This window comes from Vibrio sp. 10N.247.310.23 (assembly GCF_041467155.1).
Lineage (GTDB): Bacteria > Pseudomonadota > Gammaproteobacteria > Enterobacterales > Vibrionaceae > Vibrio > Vibrio crassostreae_C.
This window is the reverse complement of record NZ_JBFSTZ010000016.1, coordinates 85362-104486: the sequence shown is the minus strand read 5'-3', so window position 1 is coordinate 104486 and position 19125 is coordinate 85362. Positions and strand designations below refer to the sequence as shown.

At 43.1% G+C, this 19125-nt stretch carries 13 protein-coding genes and 3 pseudogenes; 3 read left to right on the top strand and 13 right to left on the bottom strand.

The features are described 5' to 3' along the window. Positions 1 to 171: 171 nt before the first annotated feature. Positions 172 to 1347 (bottom strand): MFS transporter, encoded by a 1176-nt coding sequence (locus AB6D93_RS13885; RefSeq protein WP_017061890.1) that lies wholly within the window; start codon positions 1345 to 1347, stop codon positions 172 to 174. 235 nt (positions 1348 to 1582) lie between these two features. On the opposite strand from AB6D93_RS13885, the gene AB6D93_RS13880 reads away from it, so the two are divergent. Beyond that, on the top strand, positions 1583 to 2473 hold the full coding sequence (locus tag AB6D93_RS13880; protein WP_102333914.1) for a LysR family transcriptional regulator: 891 nt from the start codon (positions 1583 to 1585) through the stop codon (positions 2471 to 2473). Between the two features lie 94 nt (positions 2474 to 2567). Here AB6D93_RS13880 and AB6D93_RS13875 read toward each other — a convergent pair whose 3' ends face one another. The 6 genes from AB6D93_RS13875 to AB6D93_RS13850 form a co-directional block, all read right to left on the bottom strand. Beyond that, positions 2568 to 7451, bottom strand: coding sequence for an ATP-binding protein (locus tag AB6D93_RS13875; protein ID WP_372050032.1), 4884 nt, complete (start codon positions 7449 to 7451; stop codon positions 2568 to 2570). A 70-nt stretch (positions 7452 to 7521) separates the two neighbouring features. Further along, positions 7522 to 8547, bottom strand: coding sequence for an HD-GYP domain-containing protein (locus AB6D93_RS13870; protein ID WP_029235511.1), 1026 nt, complete (start codon positions 8545 to 8547; stop codon positions 7522 to 7524). 310 nt (positions 8548 to 8857) lie between these two features. Further along, positions 8858 to 9622 carry an ABC transporter ATP-binding protein gene (locus AB6D93_RS13865; protein ID WP_017061894.1) on the bottom strand — a complete coding sequence of 255 codons (765 nt, stop codon included), beginning with the start codon at positions 9620 to 9622 and terminating at the stop codon, positions 8858 to 8860. A gap of 12 nt (positions 9623 to 9634) precedes the next feature. Next, positions 9635 to 10585, bottom strand: a complete 951-nt coding sequence (locus AB6D93_RS13860) for an iron chelate uptake ABC transporter family permease subunit (protein ID WP_017061895.1) — start codon at positions 10583 to 10585, stop codon at positions 9635 to 9637. Further along, positions 10578 to 11531 carry an ABC transporter permease gene (locus AB6D93_RS13855; protein ID WP_017061896.1) on the bottom strand — a complete coding sequence of 318 codons (954 nt, stop codon included), beginning with the start codon at positions 11529 to 11531 and terminating at the stop codon, positions 10578 to 10580. Before AB6D93_RS13855 ends, AB6D93_RS13860 begins: the two co-directional genes overlap by 8 nt. Before the next feature lie 100 nt (positions 11532 to 11631). Continuing rightward, on the bottom strand, positions 11632 to 12564 hold the full coding sequence (locus tag AB6D93_RS13850) for a siderophore ABC transporter substrate-binding protein (protein WP_017066720.1): 933 nt from the start codon (positions 12562 to 12564) through the stop codon (positions 11632 to 11634). 928 nt (positions 12565 to 13492) lie between these two features. Between AB6D93_RS13850 and AB6D93_RS13845 the strand changes: the two genes are divergently transcribed. Then, the gene (locus AB6D93_RS13845) at positions 13493 to 13702 is read left to right on the top strand and encodes a hypothetical protein (protein ID WP_004731601.1); all 210 of its coding nucleotides are present in this window, start codon (positions 13493 to 13495) and stop codon (positions 13700 to 13702) included. Between the two features lie 230 nt (positions 13703 to 13932). On the opposite strand, the gene AB6D93_RS13840 is transcribed toward AB6D93_RS13845, so the two are convergent. Continuing rightward, the gene (locus AB6D93_RS13840) at positions 13933 to 14526 is read right to left on the bottom strand and encodes a hypothetical protein (protein WP_017061898.1); all 594 of its coding nucleotides are present in this window, start codon (positions 14524 to 14526) and stop codon (positions 13933 to 13935) included. Positions 14527 to 14982: 456 nt separating this feature from the next. Between AB6D93_RS13840 and AB6D93_RS13835 the strand changes: the two are divergent. Then, a pseudogene (locus AB6D93_RS13835) lies at positions 14983 to 15240 on the top strand (hypothetical protein); the annotation flags it as partial. Positions 15241 to 15341: 101 nt separating this feature from the next. On the opposite strand, the gene AB6D93_RS13830 reads toward AB6D93_RS13835, so the two are convergent. From AB6D93_RS13830 to AB6D93_RS13810, 5 genes and pseudogenes are all read right to left on the bottom strand, one after another. Further along, on the bottom strand, positions 15342 to 16001 hold the full coding sequence (locus tag AB6D93_RS13830) for a potassium channel family protein (protein WP_102333917.1): 660 nt from the start codon (positions 15999 to 16001) through the stop codon (positions 15342 to 15344). Then, positions 16002 to 17102, bottom strand: coding sequence for an AI-2E family transporter (locus AB6D93_RS13825; RefSeq protein WP_102333918.1), 1101 nt, complete (start codon positions 17100 to 17102; stop codon positions 16002 to 16004). Positions 17103 to 17124: 22 nt separating this feature from the next. After that, positions 17125 to 17697: pseudogene (locus AB6D93_RS13820) on the bottom strand (hypothetical protein); the annotation flags it as partial. After that, positions 17686 to 18366 (bottom strand): annotated as a pseudogene (locus AB6D93_RS13815) (PAS domain S-box protein); the annotation flags it as partial. The pseudogenes AB6D93_RS13815 and AB6D93_RS13820, both read right to left, overlap by 12 nt. A gap of 274 nt (positions 18367 to 18640) precedes the next feature. Beyond that, complete coding sequence (locus AB6D93_RS13810) at positions 18641 to 19069, bottom strand: PACE efflux transporter (protein ID WP_102333920.1); 429 nt, start codon at positions 19067 to 19069, stop codon at positions 18641 to 18643. Between the last annotated feature and the right edge of the window lie 56 nt (positions 19070 to 19125).

Sequence of the window (19125 nt, the reverse complement as noted above, 5' to 3'; positions counted from 1 at the left end):
AGTACTGTTGTCACAGGATATAAGCCACGACAGCAGTTTTAAGAAAACGTTATTATTTAAGCCGTAAGCAAAGGCCCTACCGATTTGGTAGGGCTTTTTATTGGTCGCAGTTCGAGATACTAGGGTTTTAATCACAGTAACAAATTTACTGAACCACCATTCGATGAGCCATTACACAGGCTGCTTTTGAATACGCGATTTACGAGCACTGAATGCGAACAGCAAGATAACAGCTAACACGAATGGTAATACGTAGATATTGAGGTTCTGCCACCCTGCTGTCGATTCTAGCCAGCCAGAGAGCATGGCGGTAATCGTCACACAGCCAAAGACAATAAATTCATTAAACGCTTGTGCCTTAGCTTTATTCTGCGATTGGTAGGACTGACTAAACAAACCTGTTGCCGCGATAAACATAAAGTTCCAACCGACACCAAGCACAACTAGAGCCGCTCTGAAGTGCCAGATAGATTCGCCATGAATGTTAATCGCGATACAGACGACGAACAGAACCCCGCCTGCCAAGATCATCATTCTTGAGCCAAACTTCTCGATAAGTGAACCAGTAAAGAATGCAGGAACAAACATCCCCAATACGTGCCACTCAATGACGCCCGCTGCTTTGGTAAAGTCAAAGCCACAACCAATCATTGCCAATGGCGTTGCTGTCATCAGGATATTCATCACCGCATAAGCGACCATGGCAGCAAACACTGCGCCAATAAAGTTAGGCGCTTTTACTATCACACTGAGAGGATCGGATTTAGGTGCCTGACTATTAAAAGAGACTTTTGGAAACTGAATTGTTTGTAAGATGAGTAACGCAAGAATGTTCAATCCAATCAAAGAAGCAAAAGCACCAATGTACAAGCCATCTTGCGACCACTGTTGCGACATAATCGCCAAATTTGGTCCTAATACCGCGGCTAAAACGCCACCAGCCATCGAGATAGAGATCGCTCGGTGACGGGCATTTTCATCACACACCTCGATTGCAGCAAAACGATAAAGCGTGCCAAAACCTATGCCTATCCCAAGTAAGAACGTAGCGAAACAAAACAAATAGAAATGTTGTTGAGACAGTGCGTAGGTGGCAAGACTAGCTCCTGTAATGCCAACCACATTACCAATGCTAAATCCTCGCTTTCTCCCTAACTTGCCTGAAATTAAAGATGCTGGAATAGTGGCTGCCATTAAACCCAAAAACTGCAGTGCAACCGGCAAGGTGATCATGCTGACACTGGGTGCAATCTGCTTACCGATCAAACCAATCACAGAGATCAGTAATATGTTACCCGTCATCAACAAGGCCTGACACAGTGAGAGCAGCCAAACATTTCTATTCATCTTCGTTCCTAAATATGAGCACAGTTGGTCAATAGACCAAAAATTCAACAAAGTCGCAACACTTTGTTACTCATAGCAACTCTACAAAGCGGCCAATATAAAGTGCTACCACCACATGACTTTGATTAGCGTTACTTAAGACGCTAGAGTTGAAATTATCATTACTTAAGATAATAATAATTTTCTGTTATTTATTGGCTTTGTTATTTATAGGCTTTAGTATTTGAAGGTGAGTATGATTAATCCACTTTGGCTCAATACATTTAAGACTCTGGTTGAAGTTGGCCATTTCACCCAAACGGCAGAAAAGTTGTATATGACACAACCTGGAGTCAGCCAACACATCAAGAAGCTTGAACAAGCTTGTAATTGTGACCTGCTATCTCGAGAAAACAAGAGCTTCGAACTGACCGAACAGGGTCGGATTATGTATCGCTATGCGATCAAACTAGAGAAAGACCAAGAAGATCTTTTTGAGTCTCTGAGTTTTGATAACCCTTATGCTGGGCAATGTCACTTGTCTTGCTCTGGCTCACTCTCTTTGCGTCTGTATCCCAAGCTTCTTGAACTTCAACAGCAACACCAAGAGCTCAGCATTAACTTAGAAGCCGCTCCAAACAAAAAGATATTGAATGACCTAAGCGAAGGCACTACCGATATCGGCATTGTTAGGCATTCCCCGAACGACAGCTACTACCAAAGCCAAGTCATCGGCAAAGAAGCACTGTGTCTTATTGTTCACCACAGCCTTGCTAATTTAGAGATAACGCCGCAAGTATTGAATGACATTGGCCTGATTGCCCACCCAGATTCTGCACACTATCTGTCTTTGTATTTCGACCTTTGCGGAGATAAAGACTTAGCGAACATCAACGTTAATGAGATACCAAGATCTGGCTACATCAATCAGCTTCACCAGATCTTGCTACCCGTATCAAAAGGATTAGGTTTTACCGTATTACCGGCTGGCGCGGTTGAACACTTCCCAGATAGAGACAAGCTACACGTTGTGCCGCCAAAGGTAGAAGTAGAGGAAACGTTGTATCTGGTTCAAAAACGAAACCGAAAACTGCCGCACCGATACGATACGGTTGTTGAGCTAATCAAACAGAACGTGAGTCGTTAGTTCGGTATAGATAGATTTAAAGCCTTTAGCTAGCGCGTTATTTCGCTGTAAGAGCTAAAGGCTTTAATGTTGAAGTGATATTTATAAAAGACAACTACTCAGAAGCGCCAAGCCCCTCTTTGGCTCGTTCAAAGTCATAATTATCTAACGCACTTTGAACATCTTTAAGAACAACAGAATGTGGATACTGTGCCAGTAACTCAGTCACATATTGAGTTGCATCGTTATCATACGCATCCAGCAGTGATAGCAACTGAGCATGCTGTTCTGACGTGATGCTCGGTGAGTCAGAGGTATCAGCAAGACTCACATCGGCTACTTCAGAACTTGTCGTATTAGATCCTTTGGCACCAGGCACATCAAAGCTGATCTCAACTGCTTTAATCAGTTCAATTAACCCAAGCTCACCTTGTTTAAGATCCTCTTCATCACACGCCTTGTTATGAGCTTTGCTTTCTAAATCACTGAGTAACTCTGCCAATCGCAACCCACCAATCGAAGCTGCCATGCTTTTTAAGGTATGTAGATTACGCTCTAACGTCTCCCATTCGCCTTGTACTAAGCTATCAAAAGCATCCGACATCATGTCTGGTGATCCTTTGCAGAACCTATCAAGCATTTTGGCTTGCAGTTTCACATCATGATAAGTCAGTTGCTCAAACCTCGACTGAGAGAAAACAGGCGGTTTTATGTGAGTATCAGAGTGTAATTCCGCACTCTCATCAGAATCACCTGTCTGTATCGCATCTGAATGCGTTCTACCTTCAACTAATACCTCAGGAACAATGTATCGAGTAATCAGAGACATCGCTTTATCAATAACAATAGGCTTGTCTAAGAAGTCCGTGACACCCGCTTCCCTCGCTCGTTGTTTCGCATCAGCAAAAACATTGGCTGACATTGCAATAATCGGTACATCTATATCGAATTCACGAATCAAACGGGTAGCTTCAAAGCCGTCCATAATCGGCATTTGAAGATCCATGAAGATTATTTCGTAGTCGTTGTTTTTAGCTAACTCCAGCGCTTCCTTTCCGTTTTCAGCAAGATCGGCATTTAATTTAGAGCGACTGAAAAATGCTAAGGCTAGATCTTGGTTCAGCTCATTGTCTTCAACCAATAACACTCTTTGGCCTTTGAACTCTATCTGGTAATCCAGTTGCAGTTCTTGGGCTTTGAAGTCGGCTAACGCATCCGAGCTTGATCGTGGCAATGTCAGTACAAAGGAGAACTCACTGCCTTGCCCGTAAACACTCTCCACCGTAATTTGACTGCCCATCGCATGCACTAATTTCTGGCTAATGTTGAGTCCAAGCCCTGTACCGCCAAACCGACGTGTCGTTGTGGTATCCGCTTGGCTAAAGGCTTCAAACAGCTTGTGACGGTTCCCATCCGAGATGCCTATCCCGGTATCCATCACACTCACCTTCATGGTTAGACTGCTATCGTTCGAGTCAACATGCTCCACCGTTAACGCTACGCTGCCTTTTTCCGTAAACTTAATCGCGTTACCCACAAGGTTGAGTATGACTTGGAACAACCTCAATGGATCGCCTTGCAATGGCGTGTCTAACTCAGAGTCTATGACCATCGACAAATTGAGCTGCTTCTCAGCCGCTTTCGACTCCATCAGCTCAATCACATCTTTAAAGGTCGTTACGGGATCAAACGGGACGTTATCAATAACAAGTTGTCCAGCTTCTATCTTTGAGAAATCAAGGATGTCATTGATGATACCGAGTAACGAATGGCCAGAACGGTGCACTTTCTCAATATAATTTCGAGCGACAGGATTAGATATTTCGCCAATCGCCAGATAAGACAAGCCAATAATGGCATTCATTGGGGTTCTTATCTCATGGCTCATATTAGCTAAAAATTCCGATTTAGCTTGGCTCGCCAAATCGGCTCTCTGTTTTTCTTCTTCCAATTGTTCGTTAAGGCGCTTCATTTCTGAAATATCGAATGCCCAAAATAGTGTGGCGACTTCCCCATCAATCTCAAAAAGATAGTAACTGACCAAAGCAACAAATCGGGTTCCATCAGACTTTCTGAGTACTAACTCCCTATTTTCAACTTTACCGTTAAGGTCGAGCTCTTCATGCACGCCATCACGAACGCTCAGCGAGTCATGGATAGCGGCAACGTCGATAGAAGACAACGCCTGATCTTCCACGCCAAACAAACGTTTTGCCGTATCGTTCGCGTAACGAACCTCTTCTTCAAATACCACACTAGCTGCAATTGGAGAGCTATTTAGCATGTTGTAGAGTTGGTTCTGCGCCTTTTCCAGAGCTTCGGTCGCTTCCTTAGCAATACTGATCTGCTTCGCTAATTTACGATTCCAGAAAATAATAAGAAGAAGGATCACCAGAGAAAAAACCGAAATAGTGTAAACCAATTGATAATCAACTCTTTCTATCGCTTTGGGCGCCGCCCACTTCGCCGATATCTTTTGATGTTCTTCAGCAGAAATACTCTCAATCGCCTTATTCACAATCGAATAAAGCAAAGGTTCAGATTTGATGACATGCAGAGTTGGCGACAGGAAGAAGTCTAACCGGCCGATGATACCAACCCCTCGATGACCAAATGAATCAATGAGGTAATTGAGGACATCAACAGTGTCGACCATGCCGTCTAAGGTTTTATCATCCAATCGGTTGAGCCCATCGGCCGTGGATTCTACCTCTACCCACTCAACGTTCGGGTACTTATCTAAAATCGCGTTAGTATTTGCCGCATTCTTCAATATACCGATTTTCCAACCATCAGCTTCTTCAAGTACCAAGCTACTAACGTCTCTTCTCGATGCAATGGCCAAACGACTTGAAAACAAGCTTTTAGCTGCTTTGACGTTATCTCCTAACGAACGATTCTCTTGAGCTGCTGAGACCAGTTCCACTTCATGATGATCAACCAAGCTTCGGGTCTCAGACCAATTCGCCACATCAACATGCTGAATACTTAGCCCTGTTTTTTGTTCAATCAGCGTTAGATAATCATCAATCATCCCGATGTATTCACCGGTATTGGATACCGCTTCATAAGGTAACGAATTCGGATCGATACCTATACGTACATCCGGATTATCTTTAATCCACGCCCTCTCTTTTTGGCTTAGATTTAGGATCTCTCCAGTCAAGTTACTCGCTTGATAAACATCCGTAATATAGCGTTTCGCCGCATCTCCGAATGAACTAAATTGTTCGACAGATGGAAAATAAACATGGTTCCGTACTAACGAATTAACATCAAAGTAGAAAGTCATCGAACCAGAGTTGATACTCCCTCCCTTGGTCCTATAATTCGCCACCTTGGTGACTGATGAAAAGTGAGAGGTATTTTTCTTCTCTCCATATTGATCAACTAGGTTGCCTATGTACCAAGATTTGATCGGGCGACTATTGTTATCCGCTTGTGCGGTGATCACCTGAAAAGAACTGTCCGTGTCGAAAATTTCAAACACGTCCGTCAACTCTTCAAAGCGGTCGTTGACGATAAAATACGCAGATATTTGCGCGATAATATTCGCTTTTTTAAGGACTAGGCTTAAATCACTCTGAACCTGCATCTCGATAATTTGGTTTAAGCCGTCATCCTCCTGTTTAAGCCTTTTAATTGCGGCATTGAAGCTATCTCTGATTTCTTCACTCTTAAAGTCCACATAGATCGGATACTCAACTTTATACTCGTCATGTAGCGTTAGCTCTGCCATTTCAATAAAACGAGTATTGGTGATAAACCACTCTAGCACTCTTCGTTCAACCATTAGCAGGTCAACATTTTGAGCCCTCAACTGCGAGAATGCTGACTCAAGATCTTCGTAATCTTCAACACGATCAATGTCTAACTTACTCTTCAGAACTTCAACAGAGTTTTTAATTGAGGATGTTTCGTCGAACAATAACGCCCCTAATGATAGGTCTTTTTGGGATTGAAGTTGGAGTTTGCGGCGAGTTAGTGAAACAGGAACAAACTCAATATTAAGAACGTTATCACTTAAAAAGTGCGCATTAGGATCATCAAACTGAACACCAGAAACAAAGGCTATAGAATTATTGTTATCGATGGCTTTTTTAGCGGCGCTAGGTGGAAGTGTGACAACGTCACCTAGTTTATATCCCATGTCATTCAGTGCACGCTGAAGAATGTCGTGCTCTAGCCCGACTGCGGTGCTGTCTGGGTAAATATACGGAGGGTTACCAAAGCCAAACACGCCTTTTAGCGGCACTCGATAGGGGGAACTGTCTAGCCACTTCGATAAAATCTGGTTCTTGTTATCAACGTCGAAGGTTTCAATCTGTTTGTTGATTAGCGTCAGCAGTTCTGGTTCATCGGTTCGAATCACCATTGATGCTTCAAACCTTTTCCAATGCTCCAGAACATAATTTACCGCTAAATCATGAACGCCAATCTTTTCCGCAAGATCCATAGTGGTGATAGGTTCACCGACCATGCCTTCGACATCCCCGGCCCCTAACGCACGTACTGCATCAATAACGTTATCAAAATCCACTCGCTCAATAGAACTCAATTTGACACCAGCTCGCTCCAAATCGATATTTTCATTAACCATCGCAATACGGCGTTTATTATTTTGATCTAGGTTTCCATCGAGTTTGTTGTCGATGGGAACAATCACTGCGACCTGATAAGGAATATAGGGAGCACTCGCAAGAAAACGGCCACCTTCACTTGGGTCGAACTGTTGGAATGGAAATACATCGCCTCGCCCGTCGACTAACGCGGCTTTAGCCTCGACACGCGAGTTAACTGTGACAAACCGAACATGAACACCAAAACGCTGTTCAAGATCTAATGTCCAATCTTTGATGATCCCAGAAACCTGCCCATCATCATCGATGAATGAGTAAGGATAATGGTTGGCCAAGACAACAAAAGTTACCGTTGGTTGGTTTCCCAACCACTGATTTAACTCAGTATCTGTTACCTCAGCAGCATTCGTAGATCGCATTAGCAGCGACCACACTACAAGTGTAATGACCAGAAAAACAACCAAACGATTTAGCGACAACATCAAGCCATCACTCATCTCTAAATTTCTCTTTAATTGCTAGAATCTCAGGTAACTTCAGAAAAAACACATCAACGATAGTTGGATCAAAATGTTTGCCTTTCTGTTCTTCAAACAAGTTCAGCGCCTCATCAATACTCCAAGCTTTTTTATAAGGGCGCTCTGCGGTCAGGGCATCAAACACATCAGCAACAGCCGCAATTCTTCCAACCAATGGGATACCTTCACCAGCTATCTGGTTTGGATAACCACTGCCATCCCATTTTTCGTGATGATATTGCGCCACCTGAATAGCCATACGCATCAGTTTGGAATCACTCTGCCTACCAAGTATATCAACACCATATTCGACATGCTTTTGCATAATTGTCCACTCGTCGGCGTCCAATTTACCCGGCTTGAGTAATACGCTATCAGGAATACCGATCTTGCCAATATCATGCATTGGTGCTGCATCACGCAACGTCTCGGCATCTTCGTCAGTCATTCCCAAGGCTTTAGCTAGCACTTCACAGTAGTGACTCATACGCTTAACGTGCATGCCTGTTTCATTGTCTTTAAATTCAGCAGCTCTACCCAGTATGTTCAGTGTTTCTAGCTTACCGAGATTGATCTCTTGAGTTTTCTCTTTTACCTGACTAAACAACGCGCGTTGTTGGTCATAAAGTGCGATATGCGTTTTCACACGCTGGAGTGCAATTGCAGGGGTTATCGGCTTGGTTAGGTAATCGACAGCCCCCAAGGAGAGTCCTTTTACTTCGGCTTCTGGACCAATTGTGGCGGTCACGAAAATGATAGGAATGTGAGCCGTATTCGGCTGAGCTTTAAGTTGGCGGCACACCTCGTAACCATCGATGTCAGGCATCATGATATCAAGGAGGATAAGGTCTGGCTGCGGCACCATCTTCGCGATCTTGATACCAATTGTGCCGTTAATCGCTACTTTCACTTGATAAGTATCTTTGAGTATTGCCGTTAACACATCCAAGTTACTTGGGGTGTCATCCACGACTAACACTATAGGTTTCCGACTCATTGATACCTCGTATACAAATCAAACAGTTATAACCCTAGTGTAGAACGGTTTCCAGAGGTTAAGTAGAAAAAAAAGCAATTGATTTTCAAAAATGAAGAGTAGATCTGTGAGTGACTTCAAACTGGCGTTATTAGAGGTACGACCAGTCAATATTACGTCAGTTAAGTTATTATTATACAAGGGGAATTACCTTTGCATTTCAACATTTCACTAACAACACAGATACTATCCGAAAACAAAAAGAGCTCCTCATATGGGAGCTCTTTTCGTTCAACGGCTAGAAAGCAAAACAACCGAGTTATTCAGTAATCTAACGACCAGAATAATACATACAGATTCGAACACCATCGAACTCACGAATCTCAAATGGGATCTCGTAGATAGACTCCATCACTGATTTTTCAACCACTTCCGAAACCTTACCCGACTTAACCACTTTGCCTTTCTTCATCGCAACAATGTTATCTGAGTAACAAGAAGCGAAGTTGATGTCATGAATCACGATAACGACCGCTTTATTGAACTCATGCGCTAAACGACGCAACGTCTGCATAATTTCGACCGAGTGTTTAATATCAAGATTGTTCAGAGGCTCATCTAAGAACACATAATCCGTATCTTGCGCCACAACCATCGCGATAAACGCCATTTGACGCTGACCGCCACTCAACTCATCAAGGTATTTGTTTTGGATGTCAGTAATGCCAAGGTGTTCTAGTGCTGTATCGACGATCTTATGATCTTCGTCTTTCAAGCGACCTTGAGAGTGTGGGAAACGACCAAAACAGACCAATTCACGAATCGTAAATCGCATGTTGATGTTATTTGATTGTCTTAACACGGCAAGGTGCTTCGCTAGCTCTTTGGTATCCCACTCAGCCAGTAACTTATCGCCAATGACCACTTCACCTGCGTCACTGTCGGTTAAGCGGCTCGCCATTGAAAGTAGTGTACTTTTACCCGCACCATTTGGGCCAATGATAGAAGTCACTTCGCCTTTCGGGAACATAGCACTGGCATCATCCACCACGAGTGACTTGCCATACTTCTTACTTAAACCTGTTAATTTAATCACTACTTACTACCTTTACTGAATTCTGGTGCGTAACAACAAGAACATAAAATACAAACCGCCGACCAAGTTAATAATCACACTCACAGTGGTTTCAAACGCCATCACTTTTTCGATAAACCATTGGCCAGAAACCAATAGCACGATCGCTAATAAGCTGCTTGCGATGATAAGCACACGATGCTGATAAGATCGGAATATCTGGCGAGCTAAGCTCACGGTGATCAAGCCAAAGAACAGCACAGGGCCAACCAGAGCCGTAGACACCGCGACCATCACTGACACAATCACCAAAGTAATCTGAGTCAGTCGCTTGGTGTTCACGCCAAGGCTTGTCGCGTTATCAACACCAAGCCAAAGTACATCAAGCTTAGGCGCTAACAACCAAAGGCCAAGCAAGCTCAAACCTAATGGAATAAGGCTGAGGTAAACCAGTTCGCCTTTCACATTATTGAAGCTTGCGAACATCACATTCTGCAGCACCGCGAATTCATTGGGATCAATCAACATCGCAAGGAAGTTCGCTAAGCTCGAGAATACGCTGCCACACACGATGCCTATTAAAAGCAGTGTGAAAACGTTATTTCGCTTGCTCTTAAAGTAGAAATGGAACAAAGCAAACGAGAACAAGATCATCACAGTTACAGACATCGAAAAGTTTGCGATTGAATCAATCACCCAGAAACTGGTACTGCCAAACACAAACAGAAGTACCGTTTGAACCAGCATATACAAGCTATCAAAGCCCAAGATGGATGGGGTTAAAATTCGATTATTAGTAATGGTTTGGAACACCAATGACGATGCAGAAATCGCCACCGCCGCCAACACAATTGACAGTAGTTTAGGTAGTCGCAGAGACAAGAAGAACTCGTAGTTATCCCACGTCAGCCCCTGCCCGATGAATAGCGCTGTCATACCCAAAGACGCGATAGCCAGAATCGCAATTTTTACTGAATCACGCATTCGACTTGTCTCTCATGATTAGGTAAATAAAAATCATGCCACCAAAGATGCTGATTACCATCGAGATTGGAATCTCATAAGGGAAGATGACGATTCGAGCTAGCAGGTCACAAGCCAACACCAAGATCACCCCCCAGTAGGCAGTCCAAGGCAGAATCTTCTTCATGTTATCGCCCATCATCAGCGACACGATATTCGGCACGATAAGGCCAAGGAATGGGATAACACCAACGATCATCACCACAGAGGAGGCACTGATAGCCACTAACGCAACACCAATGAAGACGATCTTCTGATAATTCAAACCGATGTTTTTCGCGAAGCTCTCACCGATGCTCGCCGCACTGAACTGGCTCGCGAAATAGTAAGCCAATACACAAGCAGGCACCGCGAGATAAAGGATTTCATAGCTGCCCTGCAACACGCTCGCAAAGTTCGCCATAGTCCATGCCGACATGGTTTGTACTAAGTCGTACTTATAAGCAATAAAGGTTGTTAGAGACGAAACAACGTTGCCATACATAATGCCAATCAAAGGCACCAATACCGCGTTCTTAAACTTGAGGTGTTGTAGGAAGCGAACCAATAGCATGGTGCCAAACACTGCAAACGCGAAGATAAAGCCTAAGTAGCTCCATTGCGCAGCATTGCCTAGCACTAGAATGCCGACAATGTAACCCAACATCGCACAGTCAATGGTGCCCATCGTCGAAGGCGCGGCAAACTTGTTCTGTACGATTTGCTGCATGATCAAGCCAGAAACACTCAATCCCGCTCCGGCAAGCACGATCGCGAGTAGTCGAGGGATCCGACTAACAATATAAATAGAGTTGGCGTGTTGGTTGCCATTGAAAAAGTCACTAAAACTGATTTCAGCGACTCCAATCATCAATGACGCAACGCATAACACAACAAGAAATACAGCAGCTGCAATGGGTTTCAACATAGAAATAATACTAAAGGTAGGTCTCGGGTAGCCCGTATAAAAAAGTGAAAAAGGGCTTATAAGAACACTCTTATAAGCCCGAAAATCTGATGGTTAGTAACTATTGAATCGTACGTTCAATGTCACTAATCATTCTGTGAATCGCCGTCACACCGCCACCAGCCAGATACCAAGCACTTGAATCAAGGTAAACGATATTGCCGTGCTGCGCTGCAGGTGTTGCCGCAACCAGTGGGTTATCAAACAGTTGTTGAGCGCGACCTTCTGATTTGCCAATCGCTTTTTCGCGGTCAAGCACGTAAAGCACTTCCGGTTTTGCATCAGCAATGTATTCAAAAGAGATTAGGTTGCCGTGTGTTCCTTTGATCGGAGCCACAGTTGCACTCTTTGATTCCACGAAACCAAAGTCATCAAAGATGATTGAGAAACGGCTGCCTTTGTTGAACATCGCAATGTTGTTACCGTTGTTCATTAGCATCATTGCTGAAGTTTCGTCAGACGCTACTTTGTCGTTTACCGCTGTGATAGAAGCTTGAGTCTCTTTAATGATCGCTTCGACTTCAGCTTGCTTACCAAAGATGTCGCCTAGCACACGCCAGTTTTGCTGAGCATCAGCCCAGTACTTGTCGCCTTCAATAGAAAACATGACAGTAGGAGCAATTTGTGCCAGTTTGTCGTAAACCTTAAGCATGCGGTTTTCCGCAATGATGATGTCAGGCTTCAACATGTAGATAGCTTCAAAATCAGGTTCGCTTAAAGAGCCTGTATTTGCCGTCGTATCTTTGTACGAAGCTAGGTAATCAGGCAGCAAGCTATGAGGCGCGCCAACTGGCTGTACACCAATTTTATCGAGCACGTCTAAGCTACCGTGGCCTAGAACCACCACTCGCTGTGGTACTTCAGTAAACTGCGCTGTGCCTTTCACATGCTCAATGGTGACGGTTTCCGCATGCGCGGTCATCATGAATGATGATGCTAGAACGATGGCAAGCCCGCTCAATAACTGGCGAACTGAATTGATTGTTTTCTTCATGTTTCTTCCTTTGCCATTGATACAAACCACCACTCATGACAATGAAAGTCACATTACTCATAGACGAGCATGGGGCGTACACAACTGCTAAATAACGATAATTTAAAGTCTGTCATTGGATTGACAACAAACCTGTAACGCAAGTGAGAACTATTATCAATTATATTTGCACTAAATTGGCGATACAACAACTTTATTATTCAGAAATGTAAAAGTGAGTATTCATATTTTGCGTAGTCAGGAGAGGTATTAGGAATCAGAAATATCAAAAAGACGCGAAGAGGAAAATACTCATCAACCTGAAGAAAAAAACAGATGGGGAAAGCACCCAAAAACCCTGTAATTACAACGCTGAACCCCAAAATAATGGATTGTAATTTACAATGTAAAGATCATATACAACAGAGACTTAATCATCACCAAATTAGCTGATCAATTAAACCCACTAATGACAACGAATACGAACAGCTGAAAAGCCAAGACTCAGTCAGATATCATGGTCAAATCCCTGACCTTCGCTCATTTAACCTTCAGTAACCGATGATAAATCACCCAAAAATATTTTTGAATTTAATTGAAAATAGGGTTGTAATTTTGAAAACTAGGCGTATAGTTCGCCACCTGGCTCTAATCTATAGAGCTGTTAATGCTAAAGTAAGTCCAAGTTCCACATAGACAGTTCTCGATTCCCTCGTTACACCATCTCTGCGTCAGCTTTCACCCAGATAGTCATTCAATAGCTTTTAAATTCGATCCTACTACCGATCTATCGTCATTTGCTCTTTTGTCAGCGAAGTCAGAATAGATCGAGCACTTAAATACAAATGTAATAAACACAAGGCACAGTTATGTCACGCAGAACAACACGACAAACCCATTGGTACCAACTATCACGCGAAAAAACAGTCAATAAACTAAAAGGTAATAAATGCTCAAGATTAAAATAGATTTACACAAAGAAGAGATTTCATGGGTCACCGAGATTCGACAGCTCAATAGCGATATACTCCACCGCCACATATTGCCCAAGCTACAACATCACAGCTATCTCATCGACTTTGAATTTAATGAACGAGAAAGCATCGGAACTATCGTTTCAGGCAACGGAAACACCCTAGGACATTTCACACTCCTATAGCATTTCCCAAAGGCTACAAAAGAAACACCATCTAGTCCCAAAGATGTAAAAGATGTCACCCTCAATTCGCTCTAGCAGAACAAAATAGAGTAGAAGTAAAACAGATCTGAAACCTAGCCCTTTTTGCATTTCACACGCGGCTAACGCTAGCTAGGTTATCGTACTTCTATTGAAACCAACTTATATCAAACTCTAAATCACCATTGAGTCATTATCAGTGCATTCATGGACTAATAAGTTAACGGCATCGACCTTAACTTCTGATCAAGAGTATATAAGTGTTCTGCAGCTTGCATGTGTTGAGGGTAATCACTGAACTTCTCACGATTCTCCTCATTCATCTTACATGTCTCATCCACCAGCATTAACTTCCAATACAGCTTCGTTGTATGCAACATCGCCAGTAACGGTTTGAACACCTCTTTCTCATAAGCTTGAATCAACTCTTCAATCAACTCGTCACGTTCGTCTTCGCTTGCGATTGAACCCTCGGTTGCCGACAACACTTTTTGATACTTCAGGTTTTGTTGCAGCTTATCCATGACCGTTTGGTTTTCTTCCGCTAAGTCAACAAGCTTCGACTTAATGATGTTTACCCAATTCGCTTGGCTCAGTACTGTGTCATCAACGCTGGTAAAATCTTCTCGTATTTGTCGTTCAACATCTTTTTGAGCTTTCTTTAAAACCGCACGCACCTTTTGGAAAGGCAGCTGATACTCCTTACTTAGCTCGATAATCAGTTTATGAAAACCACCATTTGGAAGGTGTAAGTTTTCTTTAAACGTCGCCATTGCAGCTTCTTGCTGTTCGGTAAGGTGAGTCATTCTGTTTCCTATTCTTTATCACTTATGGTGCTGAGCCCGCGATCATACCATTATTACCCTCGTTTTTTCGGTAACTTGATCAGTTACACCTCGCTATGCCGTTAAATTCTCTCAGCCCTTTCTCTTTTGGCTAGTTATTAACCCACTTGGCATAAAATGGTAAATCTCTATCGGCGAAAGTTCGTACATTACGCGCTCAGGGGATATCGCCAGACAGGAGTCGTTACTTACATATGAAAGACAAGCGCGAGAAATGAGAAAACAGATGACCTATTCAGAATACAAAGAATCCGATTTGCATAAATGCTTGAGCATTGCGGCTGAAGCGATGACCTCAATCGCCAAGTTTGCTTTTAAAGCCACTACCCTTATCTTTCGCCTTTTACGTTGGCTTGCAGTAAAAACTTACACCTATATCATGAAGTAACCGTTGGTATTGCCACAACCTCCCTTTCAAAACTGAACGACGGCCTAGACCCAAGCCTCAAAGAAGCTCCTGTCGGCCCAATCTCAAACAATCGCACGATTGAAACGGGTGCGATGATTAAGATCGACAAAAACACGGTTCAAATGGATATCGTCTATACCTCTGGTGAAACAGGAACGCTTACCGGAATCAAAGATGGTCAAAACGTTAGCTACTATATGGATGGTCAGATCGTGTCGCAAACGACTATCGAAAAGCTAGAAAAGATACAAGGCACTGAGGCCTAAGATTCCTAGGCCACACAAAATTAAAGCTCAAAGCCCATACATACTTTGAAGCTCATACGATAGAAGAAGCCCGGCAATTACCGAGCTTCTTTGTGTGTCCTTTATTGGGATTGAGATTGAGCAAGCCGAATACTCACCAAGCTCGCCACCATGATGGCCAAGTAGAAACTGCCAATAATGGATTCCATAAACACAAAGAACTGAGCAATAGGCAAAGCCGGTGATATATCACCGTAGCCAACCGTGGTCAACGTAATGAAACTAAAGTACATTGCATTGAACAAGTTTGTTAGCCAAATTTGCTCTTCTAACCCATTAAAGGCGTTAGGAAAGATTTCTAGAATCAACAAATAGATAGTCGACCAAGCAAACCCCAACAGTAAGTAAATACAGATAGAGCCGATGATGTGATTAGGGGTTACCGTTTTTGCTTTCATCACTTGCTTTAACGCAGAGTAAATGTGTGAAAACAAGAACACAGCCAACGCCGATAACGTTACTACCGATAAGTTATAGCCTTCCAAAAATGAAAACACACCAGACACCAAGGCCGTGATCAACAACATCCCATACCAAGAGCGATACAAAGCTCGCTCTTTATGAATACCAACAATTGAACTCGCCAAAGTAATGATGATGAGAAATAGTATTGTTTTCTGGCCTTGCGGATAAAACTGCTGCATCACCGCGCAACCAAAAAACAACACCAACAGTGCATAGAATAAGAAGTAGAAGTTGTCGTCTTTAGAGACTGGCTTCATCTATTTTTCCTCTGCCTCTGCTGGTTTTTTCTCAGTTTCTTGTTGGTTTTTCTCTTCAAGCCCAAGCCACGCCATCATCAGCTCATAGCTTAAACTCAGTATCACAGCACCAACAAACAGACCGACGATTCCTGACATCGCCATTCCGCCCAGTGCGCCGAGTAAAATAACCAACATTGGAATGTGAGAGCCACGGCTCAGAAGTACTGGCTTCAAGATAGCGTCACTGCCGCTTACCAAAATACACCACACTAAGAACAAGCTCGCCGCCAGTGTCGATTCAACACTGAACATGTAAATAATGGCAGGTAACAAAGCAAGAATCGGCGGCAACTGAATAATAGCGACCAGTAACACCGCTAGCGCCCACAATGCCGCGGCTGGAACACCCGCGATAACCAAACCGATTGCTGACATGATAGATTGAATCACAGCAACGCCTATCACACCCTGTACGACACTGCGCACGGTTGATTTAGATAACTGCACGAGCTCTACGCCTTTGCCATCCGTTAAACGAACCACTAAGTGAGTCACACCGGTTTGACATTTGTCGGCGTTACTCATGAACGCACCTGCAATGATGGTAGAGATGATGAACTGAATAAAGCCGCCACCTAACGAGCCAAGAACAGAAGCCGCTTTCGTCGCAAACTGTTTAAGTTCATCCGCATACTTTATGAAAGTGCCTTCAATATTGTTGGAGGCGGCAACCAAGGTTGAATAAACCTTCTCACCTATGAATGGAATATCTTGTAAGGACTCTTTCGGTTTAGGCAATGACAATGTGCCATCTTGAAGCCCTGTCATCAGGTCAGTCGCGCTGGTGTAGATACCAGAAGAAAGCGCCGCCAAAGGAATAAATAGAAGAATCACACCAATAAAGCTCAGCAATGCACTGGCTTTACCTTTCGACATCCCGGTTTTATTTGAAATTGCGACCGCCACTGGATACAACGCAGTCGCAATGATCGCACCCCATATCACCAGAAGAATGAATGGGCGCAAAATCGAAAAACACCAATACACGAGCATGGCAATCGCTGCGATCTTGATGGCAGCGTCTATCGCCTGTTTTGAAAAATCATCGGTTAACTTCATGAGACGTCCTTGTTAGACAAAATTAAGGCTGATTTTGTAGAAACTTCCAATTCCGTGTTTCTAGGAATAGAGAAGCCAAAATCATATATATGCCAATTAACACTAATTGGAATATGCGTATAAGAGTGTTGCTATCGATGTCACCGGAGCTCATCAACGTGCTACCAACCAGTACGAGCAACGTACTAAATGCAGTGGCGAAAATAGGTGCTTTTTCGGGAACCGTGTAGATCTTGGTAGCCATAAGAATGGCAATAAGTCCTATAAACAAAGAATAGAAGACAATGTTGGGTACTATAGAAAGAATTGAAAAAGCAGCAATCGCCAGCAATCCCCCGATACCGTTACTTATCACCAAAAAAGCGCTCAACTTTATCGACTTCTCTGACGTAATCATCAACGATAACAACGCAATGAACATCATTGTCAGTAAAGCTTCAAATATTCGAAAAATAAAGAAAAAGCACACCACTGGATAGGAGATAATCATCGCCCTAAAGGCCGCATACCAACGCTGTTTCTTTTCGAGTGGCGCAGCAGCGAAGCCAGAGAACGCCGATTTAGGCTCAGGGAAAAACACATGCACTAACGCAAAACAGGAATGTGTGTAACCATAACGCTCTGCCAGGTTAGAATAATGTTTTAAGTCGTTATCAAAGCGGCGTCGATTCCAGCACCCTGTCAGTGAATCCGTTTCCACCAGCATTCTTAATCGACGCTCCAATATCTTGCGTCGGCTAATATCCGTAAAGGTCACCACGTACTTGTTATTGTGCGGCAGAATTTCAGTTAGCTTTTCCACCACAACGTTTACGGTAAACTGCTCACCAAGTCGACTGACGCCACTCAACTCACCTTTCCATCTCTGGTTTTCTTTCAGTGAGCGAGTAATGGTCGTGATTAGGCTGCTGTTATTCATAAAACAGAGATCAGAAATCGGACGAGATTCGACTTGGTCAAAGGCATAACCTGAAACCCGAGAGAATTGTTGATTCACTTGTATGACCCTCAATTGACTATCGAGGACAATAAAACCTGCGACACCATCAATGATCGCTTCCGACAAGTTATTCTTGCTTTGAGCCATTTCATGTCGATAAAGGCGTGCGGTAATAAGAGTGCTAAGTAAAAACAACGCACACACCGAAAAAAACATGGCTGGCGTAGAAGCAATACTCAGCAACCACAAGCTAAATGCCATATTGAGGACAAGTGCAGACACCACGTATAGCGGCATTTTTCGGTCATAACTTAACTTGTTCATAGTTTGCTCTGGTGATGGGCGAATGACTATGATGGCTAAGTTTTAATTAAGATATTTACCATTTTACGACACATACAAATTCAAATTACATATCGAACAATAAGTGCATAGGGTTACACTAACTATTAAGCGGAAGAGATTGAAAAGATTCGAGACCGCCACTTTGAATGCCAACCAGTGCCGGGTTACCTAGGCCTACTAACCGAATATCTCCGTCAAAATAACGAATAAACAAACGGTTAGTAGCCAAGCTCGTGTTTACTGACTTGGTAGATTACTGAACGGCTAGCTCCCCTCTGCGTACCCAGAATGCTCGAACATGGTCATAAATCAGATTAAACACAAACGCGTAAATGGTAATAAAAATGGTCACGCCGATGTCCATCAAAAATGCCTGCCATAACCCCACGTTAAGTAAGTATGCCATCACAGGGATTGTCGCTATCAACAAGCCAGCCTCAAATAGCACGACATGAAAAACACGTAACTTAAGCGAACGCTTTGATTTTTCACCCGTGAAATAACGATCAAAAATACGGTTAAAACAGTAGTTCCAAATCATCGCGATAGTCGCAACAACTATCATGGTTCCTAATAAGGCATTCACATCGTGATCAGTAAATATCGCTAAACCTATAATTGACAGTGTGACGGCCAATACTTCAAACAACACCGAGTGGAAAACTCTCTCTAACGTACTCATACATTCCTATAGCAATTTATAACATGGTGGACTTACCGAAATTATGTCACCGAAAA